This is a genomic window from Polaromonas potterensis, from assembly GCF_033446725.1.
In the GTDB taxonomy this organism is placed as follows: Bacteria; Pseudomonadota; Gammaproteobacteria; order Burkholderiales; family Burkholderiaceae_C; genus Polaromonas.
On the sequence record NZ_JAWQLX010000013.1, the window covers coordinates 137,844 to 159,327 of the forward strand.

The following is a 21,484-nucleotide window of genomic DNA, read 5'->3' on the forward strand; positions in this document are numbered from 1 at the left end:
ACGTTTGTCGGCAGAGGCGCATCGATTTGTCGCCATGATCAGCGACACTCATCGTGAGGACAAGCCACACATGACACCATCTTTTTCCAGCCGCCGCCACCTTCTCCAGCTCGCCACCGCCAGCGCCGCGACCTTGTGGCTGCCACGCAGCGCCTGGTCCCAGCCGCGCCTGGGCAGCAACCCGTTTGCGCTGGGTGTGGCCAGCGGTTCACCGACCCATGACTCGGTGGTCTTGTGGACGCGCTTGATGCGCAAGGACGACCCGGCGCCGGTCACCGTGCGCTGGGAAGTGGCACACGATGAACATTTTTCCCGCGTGGTGCAGCGCGGCCAGGCGCAGGCGCTGGCTGGACTGGCACATGCCGTGCACGTGGAGGTGCCGGGGCTGGAGGCGGATCGCTGGTATTTTTACCGCTTTCTCGCTGGGGACGCCGTGAGTGCCACTGGGCGCACCCGCACCTTTCCCGCGCCGGATGCGGTGGTGGCCAGGCTGCGCCTGGCTTACGCCTCGTGCCAGCGCTGGGAGCACGGTTATTTCAGCGCCTACCGCCACATGCGCGAGGAGAACCTGGACCTGGTGATGTTCCTGGGCGACTACATCTATGAATACCCCGGCGCCAGCAAGGCCGTGCGTGCGCCTACAGGCGGCTGGGTGTTAACGCTGGACGATTACCGCCAGCGTTATGCCTTACACAAGGGGGATGCCGATTTGCAGGCCATGCACGCGGCCTGCCCGTGGCTGGTGAGCTGGGACGACCACGAGGTGCAAAACGATTATGCGGGCCTGAGCGAAGGCAACAGTGGTGTGCCGGTGCCGGACTTTGCCGCGCGGCGCGCCGCTGCCTACCAAGCGTTTTATGAACACATGCCGGTGCGTTTGTCGGTGCTGACGAGGGCCGTGGCGGGGCTGGCCAGCGGCGCCGAGATGCGTATCTACCAGCGCCAGCCTTATGGGCGGCTGGCTTCGCTCTACATGCTGGATGGCCGGCAGTACAAAGATACGCAGGTGTGCAGCCGTGACGGCAAAAAAGGCTCCAGCACGCTGAACCCGGCGAACTGTCCGTCATGGAACGATCCGGCGCGCAGCATGTTGGGTCGGCCGCAGGAACAGTGGCTGGACGCTGAACTCGGCAAGGCCGCCAGCCGGGAAAGCGGCTGGAACGTGTTGGGCCAGCAGTCCTTGTTTGGACAACGCGATTTTCACAAGGGACCGGGACAGGTCTTGTGGAACGATGGCTGGGACGGTTATGCGGCGGCGCGTACACGCCTGACCGGCGCCTTGCGCCAACATACGGTCGCCAATCCGGTGCTGCTGGGCGGCGATGTGCATGAAAACTGGGTCGGCCATGTCAAGGCCAACTATGCGGATGCCGCCAGCGCTGCGATTGGTGTGGAGTTTTGCGGCACCAGCATCACCTCGCGTTCGGCCGGCAACGCCAAAATTCCCGCGATCCTGGCCGAAAATCCACACTTCGTTTTTGCGGACTCGGAACGCAAGGGTTACGGCGTGGTGGAGTTCACGCCGCGTCAGTTGAGCACCAGCTTGCGTGTGGTGAGTGACGTGACCCAGGCCGACAGCGGCATTGAAACGCTGGCGGCCTTTGTGGTGCAGGCTGGCCGGCCTGTGATCGAGAAGGCTTAGACCGTAAACAGGCCTAAACCAGCTCGGCGTCCTCGACGTTGTCGGCCAGGAAGCCGCCGCTCTGGTGCGCCCACAAGCGCGCATACAAACCGCCGTTGGCCAGCAGGCTGCGGTGGTCTCCTTCTTCCACGATGCGGCCCTGGTCCAGCACGATCAGCCGGTCCATGGCAGCGATGGTCGAGAGGCGGTGCGCAATGGCAATCACCGTCTTGCCTTGCATCAAGGTGTTGAGGCTGCTCTGGATCGCCACTTCCACTTCGGAATCGAGCGCGCTGGTGGCTTCGTCCAGCAGCAGGATGGGTGCGTCCTTGAGCATCACACGCGCGATCGCAATACGCTGGCGTTGCCCGCCCGAGAGTTTGACGCCGCGTTCGCCCACATGGGCGTCGTAACCCTTGCGGCCATGCGGATCACTCAGGTGGGCGATAAAACCATCGGCCTCGGCGCGGCGTGCGGCGATGTGAATGTCCTCTTCGGTCGCACCGGGCCGGCTGTAGGCGATGTTGTCGCGCACCGAACGGTGTAGCAGCGAGGTGTCCTGGGTCACCATGCCGATGTGGCTGCGCAGGCTGTCCTGGGTCACCTCTTTGATGTCCTGTCCATCGATCAGGATACGGCCCGCGTCCAGGTCGTGAAAGCGCAGCAGCAGGTTGACCAGCGTGGATTTGCCGGCGCCAGAGCGGCCAATCAGGCCGATCTTTTCACCGGGTTTGACGGTGAGATTCAGCTTGTTGATGACCGGCGCCGTGTCTTTGCCGTAGCTGAAACTTGCCTGCTCAAAACGGATCTCGCCGCGTGGCACTTCCAGCACGCGGGCATCGGGCTTGTCGACAATGCTGCGCGCACGTGTCAGGGTATTGATGCCGTCCTGCACCGTGCCCACACTTTCAAACAGGCTGGTGGTCTCCCACATGATCCAGTGCGACATGCCTTGCAGGCGCAGCGCCATCGCGGTCGCAGCCGCCACGGCCCCCGCGCCTACCGCGCCGCGTGACCACAACCACAGCGAGGTGCCGGCCATGCCGATGATGAGCGCCATGCTGAGGGCGTGGTTGACGATCTCGAACAGACTGACCAGGCGCATCTGGCTGTGGCCGGTTTTCATGAAGTCCAGCATGGCGGCGCGTGCAAAACCGGCTTCGCGCTGGGTGTGTGAAAACAGCTTGACCGTGGTGATGTTGGTATAGGCGTCGGTGATGCGGCCCGTCATCAGTGAACGCGCATCGGCCTGCTGCTTGCCGATGTGGCCCAGCCGCGGCACAAAATAAACCAGCGTCATCATGTACAACACCAGCCAGATCAGGAAGGGCAGCACCAGCTTGAGGTCGAAGGAGCCTGCCAGCACCGTCATGGTGATCACGTAAGCACCCATGGTCACCAACACGTCGGCCATGACAAATAAGGTGTCGCGCACGGCCAGCGCGGTCTGCATGACCTTGGTGGTCAGGCGCCCGGCAAACTCGTCCTGGTAAAAAGACAAGCTCTGACCCAGCATCAGCCGGTGAAAATTCCAGCGCAGGCGCATGGGGAAGTTGATCGCCAGTGTCTGGTGTTTGACGATGGTCTGCAGCGCGACCACCAGGATGCTGGCCAGCACAACCACCAGCAGCAAGCTCAGCATGGGGCCGTGCGCCTGCCAGAGTTGCGTCGGCGGCGTGCTGGACAACCAGTCCACGATGCGGCCCAACATCGCAAACAGCAGCGCGTCGAAAGTCGCCATGGCCGCTGACAGCAGGGCCAGCAACAGGAGGTAGCCACGCGCGCCCTGTGACGCGGCCCAGATGAAGGCGACAAAACCTTTGGGTGGCAAGGTCGGCTCGGCATCGGGGTAGGGATGCAGCAGCTTTTCGAAACGCTTGAGTAAAAACATGGTCAGCGGACGACTTCCAATAGGCGGTCCAGGCCGCCAGCATTGATGGCGACCATGGCTTGCTCGCGCACCTTGGGTTTGGCGTGATAAGCCACGGACAGGCCGGCCACGCCCATCATGGGCAGATCGTTGGCACCGTCGCCCACGGCAATCGTCTGGTCGGGGCGGATGCCCAGCTTCTCGCAGGTTTCCAGCAACATCTTGCGTTTTTCTGCGCCGTCGCAAATGTCGCCCCAGGGCTGGTCCACCAGGCGCCCGGTCAGCAGGCCGTTCTCGACTTCCAGTACGTTGGCGCGGGTGTAGTCGATGCCCAATTCGTCACGGATGCGGTCCGCGAAAAAGGTAAAACCGCCGCTGACCAGCAACACCTTCATGCCGGCCGCCTTGCAGGCGTGCACCAGTTCGGCCGCGCCGGGGTTGAGCCGCAGGCGCTGGTGGTAGACCTCGTCCATGCTGGCCACACTCACACCCTTGAGCAGGGCAACACGCTTGCGCAGGCTGTCGTTGAAGTCGGTGATCTCGCCGCGCATGGTGGCTTCGGTGATGGCGGCGACTTCGGCCTTTCGGCCCGCGGCATCGGCGACCTCATCGATACATTCGATGTTGATCAGGGTCGAGTCCATGTCGAAGGCGATCAGCTTGAAGTCGCTGAGCTGGAGGTCGGGCGTGGCGATGTTGACAACCAGGCCGGGAGAGATTTCAGCGGGGGTCATGCGGGCGTGGTTTCCGTGGTGGTGGGTTTTCCGAGCGAGCGCAGGACGTCGCGCACCATTTGCGCACGTTCCTTGGGCTCCTTGAGTTCGCGTTCAATACGCAGCTTGTCATTGCCGGCCAGCTTGATGTGTTTGTTCTTCTGGATCAAATGCATGATGGCCATCGAGTCGATGGGCGGGTCTTTCTTGAAGGTGATGTTGATCACGTTCGGGGCGGCATCCACCTTGACCACGCCATACGGTTTGGCAATCACCCGCAGGCGATGCACGTCGATCAGGGTTTGCGCCTGTGCCGGCAGCTTGCCGAAGCGGTCGACAATTTCTTCGAGCAAATCGTCGATTTGTTCGGTCTTTTTGGCGGTGGCCAGCTTTTTGTAAAAGGACAGGCGCAGGTGTACATCGCCGCAATAGTCGCTGGGCAGCAGGGCCGGCGCGTGCAGGTTGATCTCCGTGCTGACATTGAGCGGCGCCAGCAGGTCCGGCTCGCGGCCGGCCTTGAGCGAAGCCACGGCCTCGTTGAGCATTTCGTTGTAGAGCTGGAAACCAATTTCCATCATGTTGCCGCTCTGGTTTTCACCGAGCACCTCGCCGGTACCGCGAATTTCCAGGTCGTGCATGGCCAGGTAAAAGCCGGAGCCGAGTTCTTCCATCTGCTGGATCGCTTCGAGCCGCTGGCTGGCCTGTTTGGTCAGGCCCTCGATGTCGGGCACCATCAGGTAGGCATAAGCCTGGTGATGGCTGCGGCCGACCCGGCCACGCAACTGGTGCAACTGCGCCAGGCCAAACTTGTCGGCGCGGCTCATCACGATGGTGTTGGCCGTTGGCACGTCGATGCCGGTTTCGATGATGGTCGAACACAGCAGCAGGTTGTAGCGCTGGGCGATGAAGTCTTTCATGACTTTTTCAAGTTCGCGTTCTGGCATCTGGCCATGCGCGACGGCGATGCGCGCCTCGGGCAGCAGGGCTTCGAGTTTTTCGCGCCGGTTCTGGATGGTCTCGACCTCGTTGTGCAGGAAATAAACCTGGCCACCCCGTTTGAGTTCGCGCAACACGGCTTCGCGGATCACCCCGTTGTTTTCAGAGCGCACAAAGGTCTTGATCGCCAGGCGGCGCTGCGGCGCGGTGGCAATCACGCTCAAGTCACGCAGGCCTTCCAGCGCCATGCCCAGGGTGCGCGGAATCGGCGTGGCGGTCAGGGTCAACACATCGACCTCGGCGCGCATGGCTTTCATCGCCTCCTTGTGGCGCACGCCGAAACGGTGTTCCTCGTCGATGATCAACAGGCCCAGGCGCTGGAACTTCACGTCCTGGCTCAGCAGCTTGTGGGTGCCGACCACGATGTCCACGCTGCCATCGGCCAGCCCCTTGATGGCGGCGCTGATTTCCTTGCCGGAGCGGAAACGGCTCATCTCGGCGACCTTGACCGGCCACTTGGCAAAACGGTCCACCAGGGTCTGGTAATGCTGCTCGGCCAGCAAGGTGGTGGGTGCCAGCAGGGCCACCTGTTTGCCGCCGGTGATAGCGATGAAGGCGGCACGCAGCGCAACCTCGGTTTTGCCGAAGCCCACATCGCCGCAAACCAGCCTGTCCATGGGCCTTGGGCTGATCATGTCCTGGATCACGGCGTGGATGGCGGCGCGCTGGTCGGCGGTTTCCTCAAAGCCGAAGTCGTTGGCAAAGGTTTCGTAGTCGTCAGGTGAATAACGGAAGGCATGGCCTTCGCGCGCGGCGCGGCGCGCGTAGATGTTGAGCAACTCGGCAGCCGAGTCGCGCACCTGTTCGGCGGCCTTGCGTTTGGCCTTTTCCCACTGGCCGCTGCCCAGGCGGTGCAAGGGCGCTTCCTCGGCGCTGACGCCGGTGTAACGGCTGATTTGCTGCAACTGGCTGACAGGCACGTACAAGGTGGCCTCATCGGCATACTGCAGGTGAAGAAACTCGGTTGTGCCCTGGCCCAGATCCATGTTGATCAGGCCCTTGTAGCGGCCTATGCCGTGGGCGCTGTGTACCACCGGGTCGCCGACATTGAGCTCGGAGAGGTCCTTGATCAGCGCCTCGACATCGCTGACCTGTTCCTGTTTCTTGTTGCGCCGGCGCGTGACCGCACCGGCCGCAAACAGCTCGGTTTCGGTGACGAAATCAATGTCGCCCGCCAGCCAACTGAAGCCGGTGTTGAGTGCCGCCGTGGCAATACCCAGCTTTTCGCTGCTGGTTTGAAAGTCTTCCAGCGAATCAAAGGCCGGCGGGCTCAGGCTGCTGGCGCGCAGAAAGTCGAGCAGGCTTTCGCGCCGGCCGTCGCTTTCGGCCAGCAGCAAGACACGTTGCTGGGTGTTGCGGATATGCGCCTTGAGCCTGGCCAGCGGGTCTTCGGCGCCGCGTACCACGGACATTTCACCGAGCTTCTGGAAATAGGCGTTGTCGGCCACATCCTCGACCGCCGCGCGGATGGCCAGCTGAGCGTAGTCGTTGGCGCGCGCATAAAACTGCTCGCTGCTCAAGAACAGGGCCTCGGGCGGCAGCGCCGGGCGATCCGGCGCATCCTTGACGAGGCGGTAGCGGTCTTTGGTGTCTTGCCAGAAACGCTGGAAGGCCGGCTCCAGGTCACCGTGCAAGACCACCGTGGCTTGTGGGCCCAGGTAGTCGAAGACCGTGGCGGTCTCTTCAAAAAACAGCGGCAGGTAATACTCGATGCCGGCCGTGGCCACGCCGTTGCCGATGTCCTTGTAAATGCGGCTTTTGGTCGGGTCGCCCTCCAGTAGTTCGCGCCAGCGGCTCCTGAACTTGGCGCGGGCATCGTCGTCCATCGGAAACTCGCGGCCCGGCAGCAGGCGCACTTCGGGCACGGGGTAGAGGCTGCGCTGGCTGTCCGGATCGAAGGTGCGGATGCTGTCGATTTCGTCGTCGAACAGGTCAACCCGGTACGGCACGGGCGAACCCATGGGGAAGAGGTCGATCAGGCCGCCGCGCACCGCGTATTCGCCGGGGCTGACCACCTGTGTGACATGGCTGTAGCCGGCCAGGGTCAGCTGGCTTTTGAGTTTGGCTTCGTCCAGCTTTTGTTTGACCTTGAACTCAAAGGTGTAGCCGGCCAGAAAACTGGGCGGCGCCAGGCGGTACAGCGCGGTGGTGGCCGGAACGATGACCACATCGGCGCCCGTGTCCTTGTCGCGCTGGCTGATGCGCCACAAGGTGGCCAGCCGCTCGCTGATCAAATCCTGGTGCGGCGAGAAGGTGTCGTAGGGCAGGGTTTCCCAGTCGGGAAACAAGGCGCAGCGCAGGCCGGGCGCAAAAAACGCAATCTCGTCGATCAGCCGCTGCGCGGTGGTCGCATCAGAGGTGACGATGGCGGTCAGCCGTCCGCTGGCTTTTTCCTTCAGCCCCAGCTGCGCCAGCAAGAGGGCATCGGCCGAACCGGTGGGCTGGGGCAGCGTGTAGCGTTTGCCGGGAAGCAGTTTGGGTAAATCCATGTATGCAGTCGGAAAAAGTAACGGGGAACGGCGAAAAAAGGAAAACACCCCAAACCGTGTGGAGTGGGGTGCGCGCAGCTCTGGCTAGCCTTTGTAAGCGTGATTTTAGAATCTATGATGAAGTCATGACGACAAACAGTCCCAAATCCCTGATTCCCCGCTTTTTTGCGCTGATCCCTTGTGCGGGCCAGGGCACGCGGGCCATCGCCGACCGTACGGCGCAGCAGGCAGGCACAGCTTTGCCCAAACAGTACCAGCCGATTGCCGGCATCCCCATGGTGCAGCATACCTTGCAGGCTTTTGCCCAGGTGCCACGCATCGCCTCCTGCCTGGTGGTGGTCGCGCCCGGTGATGATTTTTTCAGCCAGCAGAGCAGCGCCGCGTATGGAGTCGCGGCCTGCGGCGGCATCAGCCGCGCCGCGACCGTGCTGAATGGCCTGGCCCAGCTGGCGAGCACCGGCGCCGAGCCCGACGACTGGGTGCTGGTGCATGACGCGGCGCGTTGCCTGATCACGCCGGCCTTGATTGAACAACTGATAGACGCCTGCTACTCTGACCCGGTGGGTGGCTTGCTGGCCCAGCCGGTGCCTGACACGCTCAAACAGGGCCTGGATGGCCGGGTGCTGGTCACGGTGGACCGGGCGGACAAGTGGCTGGCGCAAACGCCGCAGATGTTTCGCCTGGGCGCGCTGCGGCAAGCCCTGCAAATGGCCGTTACCCTGGGCGAAGCCGTCACCGATGAGGCCAGTGCCATGGAAGCTGCCGGGCTCACACCCAAGCTGGTGCGCGGCAGCGCGCACAATTTCAAGGTCACATACCCGGAAGATTTTTTGCTGGCCGAAGCCTTGATTCAATGCAGAAGCTCCCACACCGCCGCCAACCTCGCAGTCGCGCCTACGAAAGCCTCACCCGATGAATCCCGCCATGAATCCGTCTGAGCCGCCATCCTTTCGTATCGGCGAAGGTTGGGACACGCATGCGCTGGTGCCGGGGCGACCCCTCATCATCGGTGGCGTGCTGATTCCGCACAGCGCCGGTTTGCTCGGTCACTCGGACGCGGATGTGCTGATCCACGCCATCATCGATGCCTTGCTCGGTGCGGCGGGGCTGGGCGACATAGGCGGACATTTTCCGGACACCGACGCCCGTTTCAAGGGCGCCGATTCAGTGGCCCTGCTGCGCGAAACCGGTCGTTTGCTGGCCGAGCGCCAGCTGCGTATTGGCAACATCGACAGCACCGTGGTGGCGCAGGCGCCCAAACTTGCCCCTCATATCCCGGGCATGTGTTTATGTATTGCCGAGGCCCTGGGGCTGGATGCCGGGCGTGTCAATATCAAAGCCAAAACGGCGGAAAAGCTGGGCCCAGTGGGGCAGGGCTTGAGCATTGAAGCACGTGCCGTGGCGCTATTGTTTTAGGAGCTTCTTGCGCCCGTGGAATAAGAGTCAGAGGCCGATTCAATGCATAGCTGGCGCGCAGCAAGCGAGTGTGGGGGCGATCCTTTTCCCCACCAGCCGGGGCCGCGGATCTGGCTTTGCCAGTCCGCAGGCGCAGCGCCCCCTCGGGGGGCAGCGACCACACGCAGTGGCGAGCGTGGGGGCGATCCTTTTCCCCACCAGCCGGGGCCGCGGATCTGGCTTTGCCAGTCCGCAGGCGCAGCGCCCCCTCGGGGGGCAGCGACCACACGCAGTGGGGAGCGTGGGGGCTTTATTTCAACCCCTCCTTAGCTTGATATGCGCTGCCAGCCCGCCGGAACTGGTATTCGCCAGCGCAAAAACACCACCCATGCGGAGCATGGTTTTTTCAACAATCGCCAATCCCAGGCCGGCGCCGGTGGCGGCGGTGCGTGCGGCATCACCGCGGAAAAATGGCTTGGTCAGGTTGATCAGTGCGTTAGGCGCGACGCCGGTGCCGTGGTCGCGCACCTTGATCAGCACCCACTGGTCGCGTTCCTTGGCGATGATCTCGACCATGGCGATGCCGGTTTCCGGCGTCTTGCCGTAACGCCTGGCGTTTTCCAGCAGGTTGGCGATGACGCGGGACAACTCCACTTCGTCGGCCAGAACGACGATCTGGCCCGGCAGGGTTACCGTGACACGCATGTCGCTGTATTCCCCCACCGCATAAACGGCCGCCTCGATGATGTTGTTGAGCGACAGCGGCAACAACTGCGGCGCGTCGGGCCGTGCGTAGTCGAGGAATTTGTCGATGATGGCATCGAGCTGGGAGATGTCGGCGGCCATGTGGGCTCTGGCCTCGGGGTCAGCCACACTCATCTCGGTTTCCAGGCGCAGGCGCGCCAGTGGGGTGCGCAAGTCGTGCGAAATACCGGCCAGCATGATGACCCGGTCTTCCTCGATCTTGGAGAGCTGCTCGGCCATGCGGTTAAAGCCAATGTTGACCTCGCGAATTTCGCTGGTGGCCACCTGCTCGTCCAGCAGGCTGGCGTCGAAGTCGCCGTCACGCATGCGGCTGGCAGCAAACGACAGTTGTTTGAGCGGGCGGTTGATCAGTCGTGCAATCAGCGCCGCGCCGACCAGCGACAAAATGGCAGCGGTGATCAACCAGATCAGCCAGGTGCCGCCTTGCACCGGCCCCAGGCGCGAGGGGTCGGTCAGCAGCCAATAAGAGTCGCCATCGATGGAAAACCCGACCCACAGGCCGGGCTTGCCGTTGACTGACTTGGCGACCACCGTGCCTTCGCCCATGCGGGCCTCCAGCTCGTCGCCTATGCGTTCGCCGAAGGGGTCGTTGACAAACAACTCGTACTTGTCGCGCGGCTCGCGCGGCGAAATACGCACGCCTTCTTCGTCAGCCAGGGTCTTGATCAGCCAGACCCGCGTGATGGAGTCCGAATATTTCAGCGCGGCGCGGCTCAAGTTGACCAGCGAGGCGAGTTGCTGGGCGCTTTGTACAGCGCGCGGCTCGACCTCCAGCGCCCGGAAGGTTTGCAGCCAGGCGATGATGCAGCCGATCAGCAGCAGGGCCAGAAAGAAAAAAGTGCGCCAGAACAGGTTCAGGCCGACGCGTGGACGCATTTCCAGCGGGGCGGGAGCCGTTTCCAGGGGGGCGGGGTTGGTTGCTTGCATGCAAAACCGGGTAGGGAGGCTGGCGGTGGGAAGAGCGGAGGCGAAGCTGGCGCGCCGGACCCCGGGATGGGTCCGGCGGCAGGGTACTTGGCTGGATCAGTTCGTGCCGTCCGGCACAAACACATAACCAATGCCCCAGACGGTCTGGATGTAGCGGGGCACCGCCGCGTCCACCTCGATGAGTTTGCGCAGGCGTGAGACCTGCACGTCCAGACTGCGGTCAAAAGGCTCGAACTCGCGACCGCGTGCCAGCTGGGCGAGTTTCTCGCGTGACAGCGGCTGACGCGGATGGCGCACCAGCGTCTTGAGCATGGCGAACTCGCCGGTGGTCAGGGGCAGCTCTTCGCCGTTTTTCTGCAGCGTGCGCAGCCCCATGTCGAAGGAGAAGGGGCCAAAGGTGACCACTTCCTGCTCGCTGGAAGGTGCGCCCGGCACTTCGGTGGCGGGACGGCGGCGCAACACGGCATGGATACGTGCCAGCAGTTCGCGCGGGTTGAAGGGTTTGGACAGGTAGTCATCGGCACCGACTTCCAGGCCGACGATGCGGTCCACGTCTTCGCCCTTGGCGGTCAGCATGATGATGGGTGTGCGGTCGTTGGCAGCGCGCAGGCGGCGGCAGATGGACAGGCCGTCTTCGCCGGGCATCATCAGGTCCAGCACGATCAAGTCCACGGCGTCGCGCATCATGATGCGGTTCAAGGCCTTGCTGTCTTCAGCCAGGATGACCTCGAACCCTTCTTGCGTCAGGTAGCGGCGCAGCAAGTCGCGGATGCGAACGTCATCGTCAAGAATCAGGATCTTGTCGGCGCGGGGTGTGTTGCTAGCTTGTGTCATTGGTGTCATCGTAATTTGTAACAGAGCAATTTTGAGGGCCAAAAAAAGAAGATCCCCGTTTTTGGGGGCATTTTGACACACTGTTACAGATGTTTCGGCTGTAATCAAGCGGGACAACAGGCAGACGCAGACCGCCGCCTAAGCTTGCGTCGGCGGCCCACGGCAACTAGCGGCAAATGCTGACAGCCCAGGCGCTCAAAAGCAGCTATCTTCGCGCCTTGTCGCCGGCTCCAAAAAAGCCTTCTTTATTTATTCCATGGAAAGCCAGACTTGAAAAACACGAAAAATCTGATTGCAACTTGCGCTTTGCTGGCCTGCAGCACCGGTCTGTGGGCCCAAAATATTCAGCCACCGCTGCAAAACGTGGCGCAGTTGTCGGCCAATGGTTCGGTGGAGGTGCAGCAAGACCTGCTGAGCATCGCCATGAGCACCACCCGCGACGGCAGCGACGCCGCCACGGTGCAAACCCAGTTGAAGCAGGCGCTGGATGCGGCGCTGATCGAGGCCAAAAAGGCCGCGCAACCGGGCCAGATGGATGTGCGCACCGGCAACTTCAGCTTGTATCCGCGTTACAGCAAGGACGGCAAGATCAACGGCTGGCAGGGCCGGACCGAACTGGTGCTGGAAGGCAAGGATTTCCCGCGTATCACCGGCACGGCCGGCAAGATCCAGACCCTGACCCTGGGCAGCGTCAGTTTTGCGCTGAGCCGCGAGCAGCGCGCGCGTGTCGAGGGTGAGGCTCAGACGCAGGCGATCGAAAGCTTCAAGGCCAAGGCCGCCGAGGTCTCGCGCAGTTTTGGTTTCAGCAGCTATAGCCTGCGCGAGGTGGCCATCAATGCCAACGACCAGGGCCCGATCCGTCCGCGCATGATGGCGATGGAGGCCAAGGCCGCCGACTCGTCACCGATTCCGGTCGAGGCCGGCAAAAGCACGGTACTGGTCAACGTCTCAGGCTCGGTGCAGATGAAATAAGGGTTTAGAGCCTGTTCACGATCTCGATGGGGCCGCGCAGGCGTCTTTTCGGGATGGGCTGCAAGGCGCGGTGCGCCGCCAATAGCGAGCTATTGGCAAGCGCCGCAACGCAGCAGAGCGCCCGAAAAGCCACCTGCCCTTCGGGTTGGGGCGAAATCGGGCGATTTGCCCACCAAATCCCTTGCATGGGCATCAGCCCATGCTGCGTGATCTTGGCGAGCAACTCATCCCGATTGCGTCCCAACGCGACCCCATGGAGATTGTGAACAGGCTCTAAGGCAGCCTCAGGCTGCCGATACCTCGCGGCTCTTGCGCGCAATAAGGACGGCGCGCAGGTGGTCATAGCCCCAGTTGAAGACAAAGGTGTAGGGCAGGAAAAACAGCACGATGCCGATGTCCAGCACAAAAGCTTCCCACAGCCCGATGTCCAGCCACCAGGCGGCCAGGGGCACCACGGCCAGAATCAGGCCGATTTCGAACAGCACCGAATGCACGGCGCGTGCGCCCAGCGTGCGTTTGAAGCCCAGGCGGCGCTGCGCCCGGTCAAATACGCTGTTGAACACCATGTTCCAGGTCATCGCGATCAGCGAAATCATCAGTGTCAGCAGACCCATGTGGGCCAGCGAATAATCCAGCAACCAGGCGCCCAGGGGCGCACAGATGGCGATGGCCAGTACCTCGAAAACGAAGGCGTGGAAAAAACGTTCTTTGACTGATTTCTGGAGACTCATGGCTAACTCTGGATAGGTTGTTTGATAGGTTTTCTGTATTTTTATCGATTATTTGGATGGGTTAAAATCAATAACCATCTAAAAAATAGATAGGTAACCTGCCAAACCACCCTGATTACCCCGCCATGCGCCATTCCCCGGAAGCCCTGACCGCCTTTGCCGAAGCCGCCACCCTAGGCTCGTTTTCGGCTGCGGCGCGCAAGCTGGGCAAAAGCCAGTCGACCGTCAGCAGCGCCATCGCCAACCTGGAGATTGACCTGGGGCTGAGCCTGTTTGACCGCAGCAGCCGCAAGCCGGCGCTGACCGAACACGGTCGGGTGTTACTGGGCAAGGTGCAGGAGATCCTGGCCGCCAGCGACCGGCTGGATCTGACCGCCAGCCAACTGGGTGGCGGGCTGGAGGCCAAACTTAGCGTGGTCTGGTCGGACACCTACCAGTCCGACCGGTTTGAAGACATGTTGCTGGCCTTCGAGCAGCGTTTTCCCGACCTCGAATTTGAATGCCTGATCGCCGAACATGGGGACCTGGTCTCGCTGGTGCAAACCGGCCGTGCCCACATCGGCGTGGTGGGCGCGCAAGGCATGTACCCGCCCGACGTGGGTTCGGCCACGATTGCCGAGCAGTCGGAGATCACGCTGTTTGTGGCCAGCACCCACGCCCTGGTCGGCATGAAAGACATCACGCCCGATGTGCTGGCGAATTTTCGCGAGCTGCGGCTGGACACCTACCTGGGCCGGGCTGACCAGGTCATGCCTGCCGCCCGCCGTTCCTGGTCGGCGCCCAGCTACCTGATGCTGCTGGAAATGGCGGTGCTGGGTTTTGGCTGGGCCGCGATCCCGCGCTGGATGGTCACACGTTTTGCGCAGGGCACCCTGCATGAACTGGATGCCCGCGGCTGGCCGCAACGGGTGCCGGTGGACGCCGTCTGGTCGCGGCAGCGGCCGCTGGGCCGCGCCGGCACCTGGCTGCTGCAGGAGATGCTGGCAGCGCCTGTCAAGCCCGATTCTTAAGAGAAATATGGCCTTGGCCCAGGTAGGTCGGGCGCAAGCAGCTATAAGTTTTATAGCGAATCCGCAAGGGCCACCATCCCGATGCCTTCTTTTCTTCCCCCTGTTCCGGTGTGAGCAATAACCCGGACAGGCCCTTTCTTTCCCGACCTCGTCACAATCCAAGCCATGACTTCTTCACTTGTTCGTTCTTTGCCTGGCACCACAGCACTGGTGCTCGATTCTCCCCACAGCGGCACCGCCTATCCCGAGGACTTTGCCTTTGCCTGCGCGTTGCCGATGTTGCGCCGCGTCGAAGACACCCATGTCGACAAGCTTTACGACTTTGCGCCTGCGCTGGGTGCCGGCTGGGTGGAGGCTTTTTTCCCAAGCAGCTACATCGATGCCAACCGCGACACCGCCGAGATCGACGTCAGCTTGTTTGACGAAGCCTGGCCCGAGCCTGTGGCTACCGATGCCAAGGTGATGGCCAAGGTGCGTTTCGGCAAAGGCCTGATCTGGCGCCTGGCCGGGGGCGACGAGCCGATTTATCAGCGCAAGCTCAGCGTGGCCGAAGTGCAGGCGCGTATCGCCACCTGCTGGGTGCCTTACCACGACGCAGTGGCCCAAGCCATCGACACGGCGCACGCGCGCCATGGCTACAGCATCCACCTCAATTGCCACGCCATGCCGGCCACGGCGCCCAGCCAGGGCAGCGAATTTCCGGGCGAGGCCCATGCCGACTTTGTGGTCGGCACCCGTGACGGCTCCACCGCCAGCGAGCCTTTGGCCCAACTGGTGTGCGCGCACCTGACCAGCCTGGGTTATAGCGTTGCCTACCACCCCAACAAAGGCGTGGAACTGGTGCGCCGTTATGGCGAGCCGGCCGAGCAGCGCCACAGCATCCAGCTCGAAGTCAACCGCAAGCTCTACATGAACGAAGAGACGCTGGCCATGAACGACGGTTTTGCACCTTTGAAAACCCATCTGCAATCGCTGGTGCAGTTGCTGCTGCAAACCGACCCGCGCACCCTGGCCCACTAAACCATGGAGCAGGTCGATTGTGTCGTCATCGGAGCGGGCGTGGTCGGCCTCGCGGTGGCGCGTGCGCTGGCGTTGCAGGGCCGCGAGGTGTTGCTGCTCGAAGCCGCCCATGCCATCGGCACGGGCACCAGTTCGCGCAACAGCGAAGTGATTCACGCCGGTATTTATTACCCACAAGGCTCGCTCAAGGCCCGACTGTGCGTAGAGGGCAAGCAGCAGCTCTACGCTTACTGCGCAGAACGCGGCATAGGCCACCAGCGCTGCGGCAAACTCCTGGTCGCCACCAGTCCGGCGCAGGCCGCGCAACTGCCCGCCATCCTGGCCCAGGCCGTCGCCAATGGCGTGACCGACCTGGTGCAGCTGACACGCGACGAGGCGCAGGCCATGGAGCCGTCACTAGCCTGTGTGGCGGCCCTGCATTCGCCCAGCACCGGCATTGTGGACAGCCACGCGCTGATGCTGGCGCTGCAGGGTGACCTCGAACATGCCGGCGGGTTTGTGGCCTTCAATTCGCCTCTGGCCCGCGCTGAATGTGCGCAAGCAGCTATCACTTTGGTAGCGGAGGACGGCACGGTGCTGGTCGCCCGCAGTGTGGTCAATGCCGCCGGCCTGCAGGCGCCGGTACTGGCGCAGCGCTTCCTGGGGCTGGATACGCGTTTCGTGCCGACCCCTTATTACGCCAAGGGCAATTACTTCACCTTGTCCGGCCGCTCGCCCTTCAGCCGCCTGATCTACCCGGTGCCCGAACCCGACAGCCACCTGGCCGGCCTGGGCGTGCACCTGACCCTGGACCTGGGCGGGCAGGCCAAGTTTGGCCCCGACGTGCAATGGGTGGACTCGCCCGACGACCTCGTGGTGGACCCGGCGCGCGGCGACGCCTTTTACGCCGAAGTCCGCAAATACTGGCCAGCGTTGCCCGATGGGGCGCTGATCGCCGGTTATGCCGGCATTCGCCCCAAGATCCAGCCACCAGGTGCCGCTGCCAAAGACTTTGTGATCCAGGGGCCGGACCAGCACGGCGTGCCTGGCCTGGTCAATCTGTTCGGCATCGAGTCGCCGGGTTTGACGAGTTCACTGGCGATAGGTGCTCACGTGGCCGGGATGTTGGCAAACGCTTAGGGCGCAGAGCCTAGTTCCGCCTTCGGCGCCTGTCGGGTGTTTTTCTGACAGGCCGTTCGTGGCCCCTGCGTTACCATCCACCCACCCCTGTTTGATGCGCTATTTGCGCCCCGCCCTGGAACCGCGACATGAGCCTTAATCCGCTGGCCGACCTTGAAACCGTGCTCACCACCGCTGGCCTGCACCAGGGGCTGACCTTTCTCAATCAACGTGTGTCTCACCGTTTTACGGCTATTTACCGGCTGGATGGCCTGATGATGCGGGTGGTTGACATGGTGGACAAAGAGGGCGGGATGGACGCTTCCACATTGGAAGCCGTGCCTTTGGGCGACAGCTTTTGCCAGTTCGCGATGAAGGAGGGCCGGTTTGTGACCACACAATCCAGCCAGGACACACGTCTCAATGTCCACCCCTACCAGGGCGTGGTCGAAAGTTATGTGGGCCTGCCGCTCACCCGTGGCGCCGGCGAGTTGTTCGGCACTTTCTGCCACTACGACTTTACGGGGCGACCCATCAGCGACGAAGAGTATGTGTTTCTGACCCAGGTGGCGAGCTTGTTGCCGAAGTTTTTGTAGGCGGTACGGATTAAATCGCGGCCGCCACCCGCGTGCCCTGGTTGATCGCCCGCTTGGCGTCCAGTTCCGATGCTTCATCGGCGCCGCCAATCACATGGGTCTTCACGCCAGCGGCCCGCAGCGGCTCCAGCAACTCGCGCAGCGGCTCCTGCCCGGCGCAAAGCACGATGTTGTCGACGGCCAGCACAGTGCCGTCCAGGCGTTTTTCGCCGAAGGTGATGAACAGGCTTAAGGCCGAACCGTCTTCACCAATACGTTCGTAGTTCACGCCTGAGAGCATCTCCACGTTTTTCATCTTCAGCGCGGCGCGGTGTATCCAGCCCGTGGTTTTACCCAGACCCGCGCCCAGCTTGCCGGGCTTGCGCTGCAGCAGCGTGACCTGGCGTGCGGGCGGGGTGATCTGCGGGCGTACCACGCCGCCACGCGCCTCGGCAGGGTCGGCCACACCCCATTCAGCCAGCCAGGCGGGCAAGTCCAGCGCGGTGGAGTGGCCGGGCTGCGTGACGAGGAACTCGGCCACGTCAAAACCTATGCCGCCCGCGCCTATCAGCGCCACACGCTGGCCCACGGGCTGACGCCCCAGCAACACGTCGATATAACTGAGCACCTTGGGATGCTCCTGGCCGGGGATGCGCGGGTTGCGCGGCGTGACGCCGGTGGCGAGGATGACTTCGTCGAACTTCTGCGCGATCAGATCGGCCGCCGATACACGGGTGTTGAGTTGCAAGCGCACGCCGGTGCGGCTGATGCGCTGACCGAAATAACGCAGGGTTTCTTCAAACTCTTCCTTGCCGGGCACACGTTTGGCCAGGTTGAACTGGCCGCCTATCCTGTCGGCGCCGTCGTACAGAAACACCGCATGGCCGCGTTCGGCCAGGGTGGTGGCGGCGGCCAGGCCGGCCGGCCCGGCGCCAATCACGGCAATCCGTTTTTGGGCGGGCGCGCGCCTGATGATGAGCTCCAGTTCATGGCCGGCGCGCGGGTTGACCAGGCAACTCGCCAGTTTGGCCTTGAAGGCATGGTCCAGGCAGGCCTGGTTGCAGGCGATGCAGGTGTTGATCTCGTTGCTGCGACCCTGCGCGGTTTTGTTGACAAACTCAGGGTCGGCCAGAAAAGGCCTGGCCATGCTGACCATGTCGGCACAACCGTCGGCCAACACCTGTTCGGCGACCTCAGGCATGTTGAGGCGGTTGCTGGTGACCAGCGGAATCGCCAGGCCGGCGGCGCGTAATTCTTCTCGCAGCTTTTTCGTGACCCAGGTGAAGGCGCCGCGTGGCACCGAGGTGGCGATGGTGGGCACACGCGCCTCGTGCCAGCCTATGCCGCTGTTGATGAGGGTGGCGCCGGCCGCTTCCACGGCTTTGGCCAGCAACACCACTTCTTCCCAGCTGCTGCCGTCCGGGATCAGGTCGATCATGGACAGGCGGTAGATGAGGATGAAGTCGGGTCCGACCGCTTCACGCGTGCGCCTAACGATTTCGATGGCCAGGCGCATGCGCTTGGCATAAGGGCCGCCCCAGTCATCCGTGCGCTGGTTGGTGTGTGTGACCAGGAACTGGTTGATGAAATAACCTTCGCTGCCCATGATCTCGACGCCGTCGTAACCGGCGTCACGCGCCAGTTGGGCGCAGCGTATAAAAGCGCGGATTTGCCGCTCTATGCCAGCTGCGCTGAGTTCGCGCGGGGTGAAGGGCGAGATCGGGCTCTGGATGCGCGAGGGTGCCACACACAGGGGGTGGTAGCCGTAGCGGCCGGTGTGCAAAATCTGCAGCGCGATTTTGCCGCCTTCCGCGTGCACGGCATCGGTCACCTGTTTGTGGCGGCGTGCCGCACCAGACGTGGCCAGCATGCCGGCAAAAGGTTTGGTCCAGCCGGCGATGTTGGGCGCAAAACCACCCGTGACCATCAGGCCCACGCCGCCGCGCGCCCGCTCTGCAAAATACGCGGCCATGGCCGGGAAGTGTTTGCGCCCGTCTTCCAGCCCGGTGTGCATGCTGCCCATGAGCACGCGGTTTTTCAGCGTGGTGAAACCCAGGTCCAGTGGGGCCAGCAGGTGCGGGTAGGGTGAGGTCGGGCTAGCAGGCAAATGCAGTTCTCCAATGCAAAACTGCCTGCATGGTAGTCGCTGGCCACGCTGTTCGAAGTCGCGGCTGGCGCTCTAGGGGATGGGCTCTACCGCGACCCCGGGCAAACCCTGTGCCTGGCAGCCGCTACTAATTTAATAGCTGCTTGCGCCCGTTCTGATTGGGCTAGCGGCTGTTTTTAATGGCCAAAGCGGCCTGCTGTACAAGTTCCGGACCTTTGTAGATGAGGCCGGTGTAGATCTGCACCACGTCGGCGCCGGCCTTGATCTTGGAGACGGCGTCCGCGCCGCTGAGCACGCCGCCCACACCAATGATGGGAAAACTTTTGCCGAGTGCCGCGCGCAACTGGCCGATGACGCGGTTGCTGGCGGCCAGCACCGGGGCGCCGCTCAGGCCACCAGCTTCTTCAGCGTGGGGCATGCCCTTGACGGCGTCGCGGTTCAAGGTGGTGTTGGTGGCGACCACGCCGTCCATGGCGTGGCGCTTGAGCGTGGCGGCAATCACGTCGACCTGGGCTTCGTCGAGGTCGGGTGCGATTTTCACGAAGAGGGGTACCCGTTTGCCGTGTTGCGTGGCCAGGGTTTCGCGGCGCTCGGCGATACGGCCCAGCAAGGCGTCCAGCGCTTCGTCGCTTTGCAGCGCGCGCAGGTTTGTGGTGTTGGGGCTGGAGATGTTGACGGTCACGTAGTCGGCATGCGGGTAGACGCCGTCCAGGCAGATCAGGTAGTCGTCCACCGCGTTTTCGATCGGTGTGGCGGCATTTTTGCCGATGTTCAGGCCCAGCAGCAGCGGGTTTTTGTTGTTTTTTCGGCGGAAGGTGGACTGTTGCACGTTGGCGATAAAGGCGTCCAGCCCGTCGTTGTTAAAGCCCAGGCGGTTGATCAGGGCATGGGCTTGCGGCAGGCGGAACATGCGCGGCTTGGGGTTGCCCGGCTGCGCCTTGGGCGTGACGGTGCCGACTTCAACAAACCCAAAACCCATGCCGGCCAGGCCGTCGATGCAGCGCGCGTTTTTGTCCAGCCCGGCGGCCAGGCCGACCCGGTTGGGAAACTTCAGGCCGGCCAGCTCGATGGGGTCGTTCACGCGGTTGCTGCAATAAGCCAGCGCCAGCGGCGTGTGCTGGGTGCGCGCCAGCGAGGCCATGGTCAATTCGTGGGCGGTTTCTGGGTCCAGGCCAAATAAAAATGGGCGGGCGAGAGCGTAAGGGAGCAGGGACATTGGATAATTTGCTTTGTTCTGTGCGACAGCCCATTGTCGCAAAACCCCACCCACTGACCGCAACCCGAGCCTTTTGCCATGACCCAAGACGAACTCAAAACACTGGTGGGCCAAGCGGCCCTGCACTATGTCGAGCCCGGCACCATCGTTGGCGTCGGCACCGGCTCCACGGTCAATAAATTTATCGATGCGTTGGCCAGCATCAAACACACGATTGCCGGAGCGGTATCGAGTTCAGTCGCATCGACCGAACGGCTGAAAGCGCTGGGCATCCAGGTGTTCGAGGCCGGCGAGGTCGATGAGCTTGCTGTCTACATCGACGGTGCTGACGAAATCGACCACGCCGGTTACATGATCAAGGGTGGTGGCGCGGCCCTGACACGCGAAAAAATCGTGGCGGCCCAATCACGCAAGTTTGTCTGTATTGCCGACGAATCCAAGCTGGTGCAGGTGTTGGGCCAGTTTCCGCTGCCCGTGGAAATCATTCCCATGGCCACACAACGCATCGTGCGCCAGTTTGCAGCGCTGGGCGGCACAGCCACGGTCCGCCTGAAAGACGGCCAGCCGCTGCTGACCGACAACGGCCAGCACATTCTGGACGTGACCGGCCTGAAGATCAGTGATCCGCTGGCTTTTGAAAGCCAGGTGAATCAATGGCCGGGGGTGGTGACGGTGGGTGTGTTTGCGCTGCAAAAAGCCGGCGTTTGTCTGCTGGGGACGGCTAGCGGGGTCAAGACCCTGACGTTTTAAGGCGCTGGTCGGTACATCGCGTTCCTGCTGGGTTTGTTGAGGTTTCCTTTGATTCCTGGGCGAGTGATTTGCCAGCATTGCCGGGGGTAGCCCGGCAGCTACTCACTTTCTTTTGCTTCGCCAAAAGGAAAGTAAGCAAAGAAAAGGCGACCCCGCTGTCTGCGTCCCTGCGCTCCTCGGCGCAGACAGAAGGGGTTGGGGAGCGGGAGTAGATGCGGGGAGACAACGAGACCGCCATTCATGCACGGGTTTGCAGCACACATAGCCAAATAAAGTCCCCCTCCATCGCCCAGCGGGGCGAGGGGAATACGAAGGGACTTCCCACTTCACGGTAGCGGCATCAAGTGCCAAGATTGGGTTGTTGAATTCAATCTGAAACCTATATGAAGGAGAAG

General features: G+C 62.6%; 17 protein-coding genes. 9 read left to right on the top strand and 8 right to left on the bottom strand.

The window, feature by feature from the left end:
- The first annotated feature begins 70 nt into the window (after positions 1-70).
- Positions 71-1,642, top strand: a complete 1,572-nt coding sequence (locus R6254_RS20300; protein WP_318409494.1) for an alkaline phosphatase D family protein — start codon at positions 71-73, stop codon at positions 1,640-1,642.
- A gap of 13 nt (positions 1,643-1,655) precedes the next feature.
- Here R6254_RS20300 and R6254_RS20305 read toward each other — a convergent pair whose 3' ends face one another.
- The 3 genes from R6254_RS20305 to mfd are packed head-to-tail and all read right to left on the bottom strand — an operon-like array spanning position 1,656 to position 7,689.
- The gene (locus tag R6254_RS20305; protein ID WP_318409495.1) at positions 1,656-3,512 is read right to left on the bottom strand and encodes an ABC transporter ATP-binding protein; all 1,857 of its coding nucleotides are present in this window, start codon (positions 3,510-3,512) and stop codon (positions 1,656-1,658) included.
- Between the two features lie 2 nt (positions 3,513-3,514).
- Complete coding sequence (gene serB / locus R6254_RS20310; RefSeq protein ID WP_318409496.1) at positions 3,515-4,225, bottom strand: phosphoserine phosphatase SerB; 711 nt, start codon at positions 4,223-4,225, stop codon at positions 3,515-3,517.
- A complete protein-coding gene (gene mfd / locus R6254_RS20315; protein ID WP_318409497.1) occupies positions 4,222-7,689 on the bottom strand; it encodes a transcription-repair coupling factor in 3,468 nt (1,155 codons plus the stop codon). Before mfd ends, serB begins: the two co-directional genes overlap by 4 nt.
- Positions 7,690-7,814: 125 nt before the next feature.
- On the opposite strand from mfd, the gene ispD reads away from it, so the two are divergent.
- Together ispD and ispF are read left to right on the top strand one after the other, a co-directional pair.
- Complete coding sequence (gene ispD, locus R6254_RS20320; protein ID WP_318409498.1) at positions 7,815-8,627, top strand: 2-C-methyl-D-erythritol 4-phosphate cytidylyltransferase; 813 nt, start codon at positions 7,815-7,817, stop codon at positions 8,625-8,627.
- Positions 8,614-9,105, top strand: a complete 492-nt coding sequence (gene ispF / locus R6254_RS20325) for a 2-C-methyl-D-erythritol 2,4-cyclodiphosphate synthase (protein ID WP_318409499.1) — start codon at positions 8,614-8,616, stop codon at positions 9,103-9,105. Before ispD ends, ispF begins: the two co-directional genes overlap by 14 nt.
- A gap of 294 nt (positions 9,106-9,399) precedes the next feature.
- Here ispF and R6254_RS20330 read toward each other — a convergent pair whose 3' ends face one another.
- Both R6254_RS20330 and ompR read right to left on the bottom strand, forming a co-directional pair.
- The gene (locus tag R6254_RS20330; protein WP_318409500.1) at positions 9,400-10,776 is read right to left on the bottom strand and encodes a sensor histidine kinase; all 1,377 of its coding nucleotides are present in this window, start codon (positions 10,774-10,776) and stop codon (positions 9,400-9,402) included.
- Between the two features lie 96 nt (positions 10,777-10,872).
- On the bottom strand, positions 10,873-11,610 hold the full coding sequence (gene ompR, locus R6254_RS20335) for an osmolarity response regulator transcription factor OmpR (protein ID WP_318409501.1): 738 nt from the start codon (positions 11,608-11,610) through the stop codon (positions 10,873-10,875).
- 270 nt (positions 11,611-11,880) lie between these two features.
- Here ompR and R6254_RS20340 point away from each other — a divergent pair, with 270 nt between their 5' ends.
- Positions 11,881-12,582 (top strand): SIMPL domain-containing protein, encoded by a 702-nt coding sequence (locus tag R6254_RS20340; protein WP_318409502.1) that lies wholly within the window; start codon positions 11,881-11,883, stop codon positions 12,580-12,582.
- Positions 12,583-12,866: 284 nt separating this feature from the next.
- Here R6254_RS20340 and R6254_RS20345 read toward each other — a convergent pair whose 3' ends face one another.
- Complete coding sequence (locus R6254_RS20345; RefSeq protein WP_318409503.1) at positions 12,867-13,313, bottom strand: multidrug/biocide efflux PACE transporter; 447 nt, start codon at positions 13,311-13,313, stop codon at positions 12,867-12,869.
- A gap of 125 nt (positions 13,314-13,438) precedes the next feature.
- On the opposite strand from R6254_RS20345, the gene R6254_RS20350 reads away from it, so the two are divergent.
- The 4 genes from R6254_RS20350 (at position 13,439) to R6254_RS20365 (ending at position 17,037) form a co-directional block, all read left to right on the top strand.
- Positions 13,439-14,323, top strand: a complete 885-nt coding sequence (locus tag R6254_RS20350) for a LysR family transcriptional regulator (protein WP_318409504.1) — start codon at positions 13,439-13,441, stop codon at positions 14,321-14,323.
- A 165-nt stretch (positions 14,324-14,488) separates the two neighbouring features.
- A complete protein-coding gene (locus tag R6254_RS20355) occupies positions 14,489-15,343 on the top strand; it encodes an N-formylglutamate amidohydrolase (RefSeq protein ID WP_318409505.1) in 855 nt (284 codons plus the stop codon).
- A gap of 3 nt (positions 15,344-15,346) precedes the next feature.
- Positions 15,347-16,462 carry an NAD(P)/FAD-dependent oxidoreductase gene (locus R6254_RS20360; RefSeq protein WP_318409506.1) on the top strand — a complete coding sequence of 372 codons (1,116 nt, stop codon included), beginning with the start codon at positions 15,347-15,349 and terminating at the stop codon, positions 16,460-16,462.
- A 128-nt stretch (positions 16,463-16,590) separates the two neighbouring features.
- Positions 16,591-17,037, top strand: coding sequence for a GAF domain-containing protein (locus tag R6254_RS20365; protein WP_318409507.1), 447 nt, complete (start codon positions 16,591-16,593; stop codon positions 17,035-17,037).
- Between the two features lie 10 nt (positions 17,038-17,047).
- Here the strand turns inward: R6254_RS20365 and R6254_RS20370 are convergent, their stop codons facing one another.
- Both R6254_RS20370 and R6254_RS20375 read right to left on the bottom strand, forming a co-directional pair.
- Positions 17,048-19,123 (bottom strand): NADPH-dependent 2,4-dienoyl-CoA reductase, encoded by a 2,076-nt coding sequence (locus R6254_RS20370; protein WP_318409508.1) that lies wholly within the window; start codon positions 19,121-19,123, stop codon positions 17,048-17,050.
- Between the two features lie 163 nt (positions 19,124-19,286).
- Positions 19,287-20,339: a quinone-dependent dihydroorotate dehydrogenase gene (locus tag R6254_RS20375; RefSeq protein ID WP_318409509.1), complete on the bottom strand. Its 1,053-nt coding sequence runs from the start codon at positions 20,337-20,339 to the stop codon at positions 19,287-19,289.
- 78 nt (positions 20,340-20,417) lie between these two features.
- On the opposite strand from R6254_RS20375, the gene rpiA reads away from it, so the two are divergent.
- Positions 20,418-21,089 carry a ribose-5-phosphate isomerase RpiA gene (gene rpiA / locus R6254_RS20380; protein WP_318409510.1) on the top strand — a complete coding sequence of 224 codons (672 nt, stop codon included), beginning with the start codon at positions 20,418-20,420 and terminating at the stop codon, positions 21,087-21,089.
- Positions 21,090-21,484 lie beyond the last annotated feature (395 nt).

Excerpts from the sequence above, each read along its gene's own strand:
- R6254_RS20300 (WP_318409494.1), top strand. The coding sequence starts at position 71 with ATGACACCATCTTTTTCCAGCCGCCGCCACCTTCTCCAGCTCGCCACC.
- R6254_RS20305 (WP_318409495.1), bottom strand. The coding sequence starts at position 3,512 with ATGTTTTTACTCAAGCGTTTCGAAAAGCTGCTGCATCCCTACCCCGAT.
- serB (WP_318409496.1), bottom strand. The coding sequence starts at position 4,225 with ATGACCCCCGCTGAAATCTCTCCCGGCCTGGTTGTCAACATCGCCACG.
- mfd (WP_318409497.1), bottom strand. The coding sequence starts at position 7,689 with ATGGATTTACCCAAACTGCTTCCCGGCAAACGCTACACGCTGCCCCAG.
- ispD (WP_318409498.1), top strand. The coding sequence starts at position 7,815 with ATGACGACAAACAGTCCCAAATCCCTGATTCCCCGCTTTTTTGCGCTG.
- ispF (WP_318409499.1), top strand. The coding sequence starts at position 8,614 with ATGAATCCGTCTGAGCCGCCATCCTTTCGTATCGGCGAAGGTTGGGAC.
- R6254_RS20330 (WP_318409500.1), bottom strand. The coding sequence starts at position 10,776 with ATGCAAGCAACCAACCCCGCCCCCCTGGAAACGGCTCCCGCCCCGCTG.
- ompR (WP_318409501.1), bottom strand. The coding sequence starts at position 11,610 with ATGACACAAGCTAGCAACACACCCCGCGCCGACAAGATCCTGATTCTT.
- R6254_RS20345 (WP_318409503.1), bottom strand. The coding sequence starts at position 13,313 with ATGAGTCTCCAGAAATCAGTCAAAGAACGTTTTTTCCACGCCTTCGTT.
- R6254_RS20350 (WP_318409504.1), top strand. The coding sequence starts at position 13,439 with ATGCGCCATTCCCCGGAAGCCCTGACCGCCTTTGCCGAAGCCGCCACC.
- R6254_RS20355 (WP_318409505.1), top strand. The coding sequence starts at position 14,489 with ATGACTTCTTCACTTGTTCGTTCTTTGCCTGGCACCACAGCACTGGTG.
- R6254_RS20360 (WP_318409506.1), top strand. The coding sequence starts at position 15,347 with ATGGAGCAGGTCGATTGTGTCGTCATCGGAGCGGGCGTGGTCGGCCTC.
- R6254_RS20365 (WP_318409507.1), top strand. The coding sequence starts at position 16,591 with ATGAGCCTTAATCCGCTGGCCGACCTTGAAACCGTGCTCACCACCGCT.
- R6254_RS20375 (WP_318409509.1), bottom strand. The coding sequence starts at position 20,339 with ATGTCCCTGCTCCCTTACGCTCTCGCCCGCCCATTTTTATTTGGCCTG.
- rpiA (WP_318409510.1), top strand. The coding sequence starts at position 20,418 with ATGACCCAAGACGAACTCAAAACACTGGTGGGCCAAGCGGCCCTGCAC.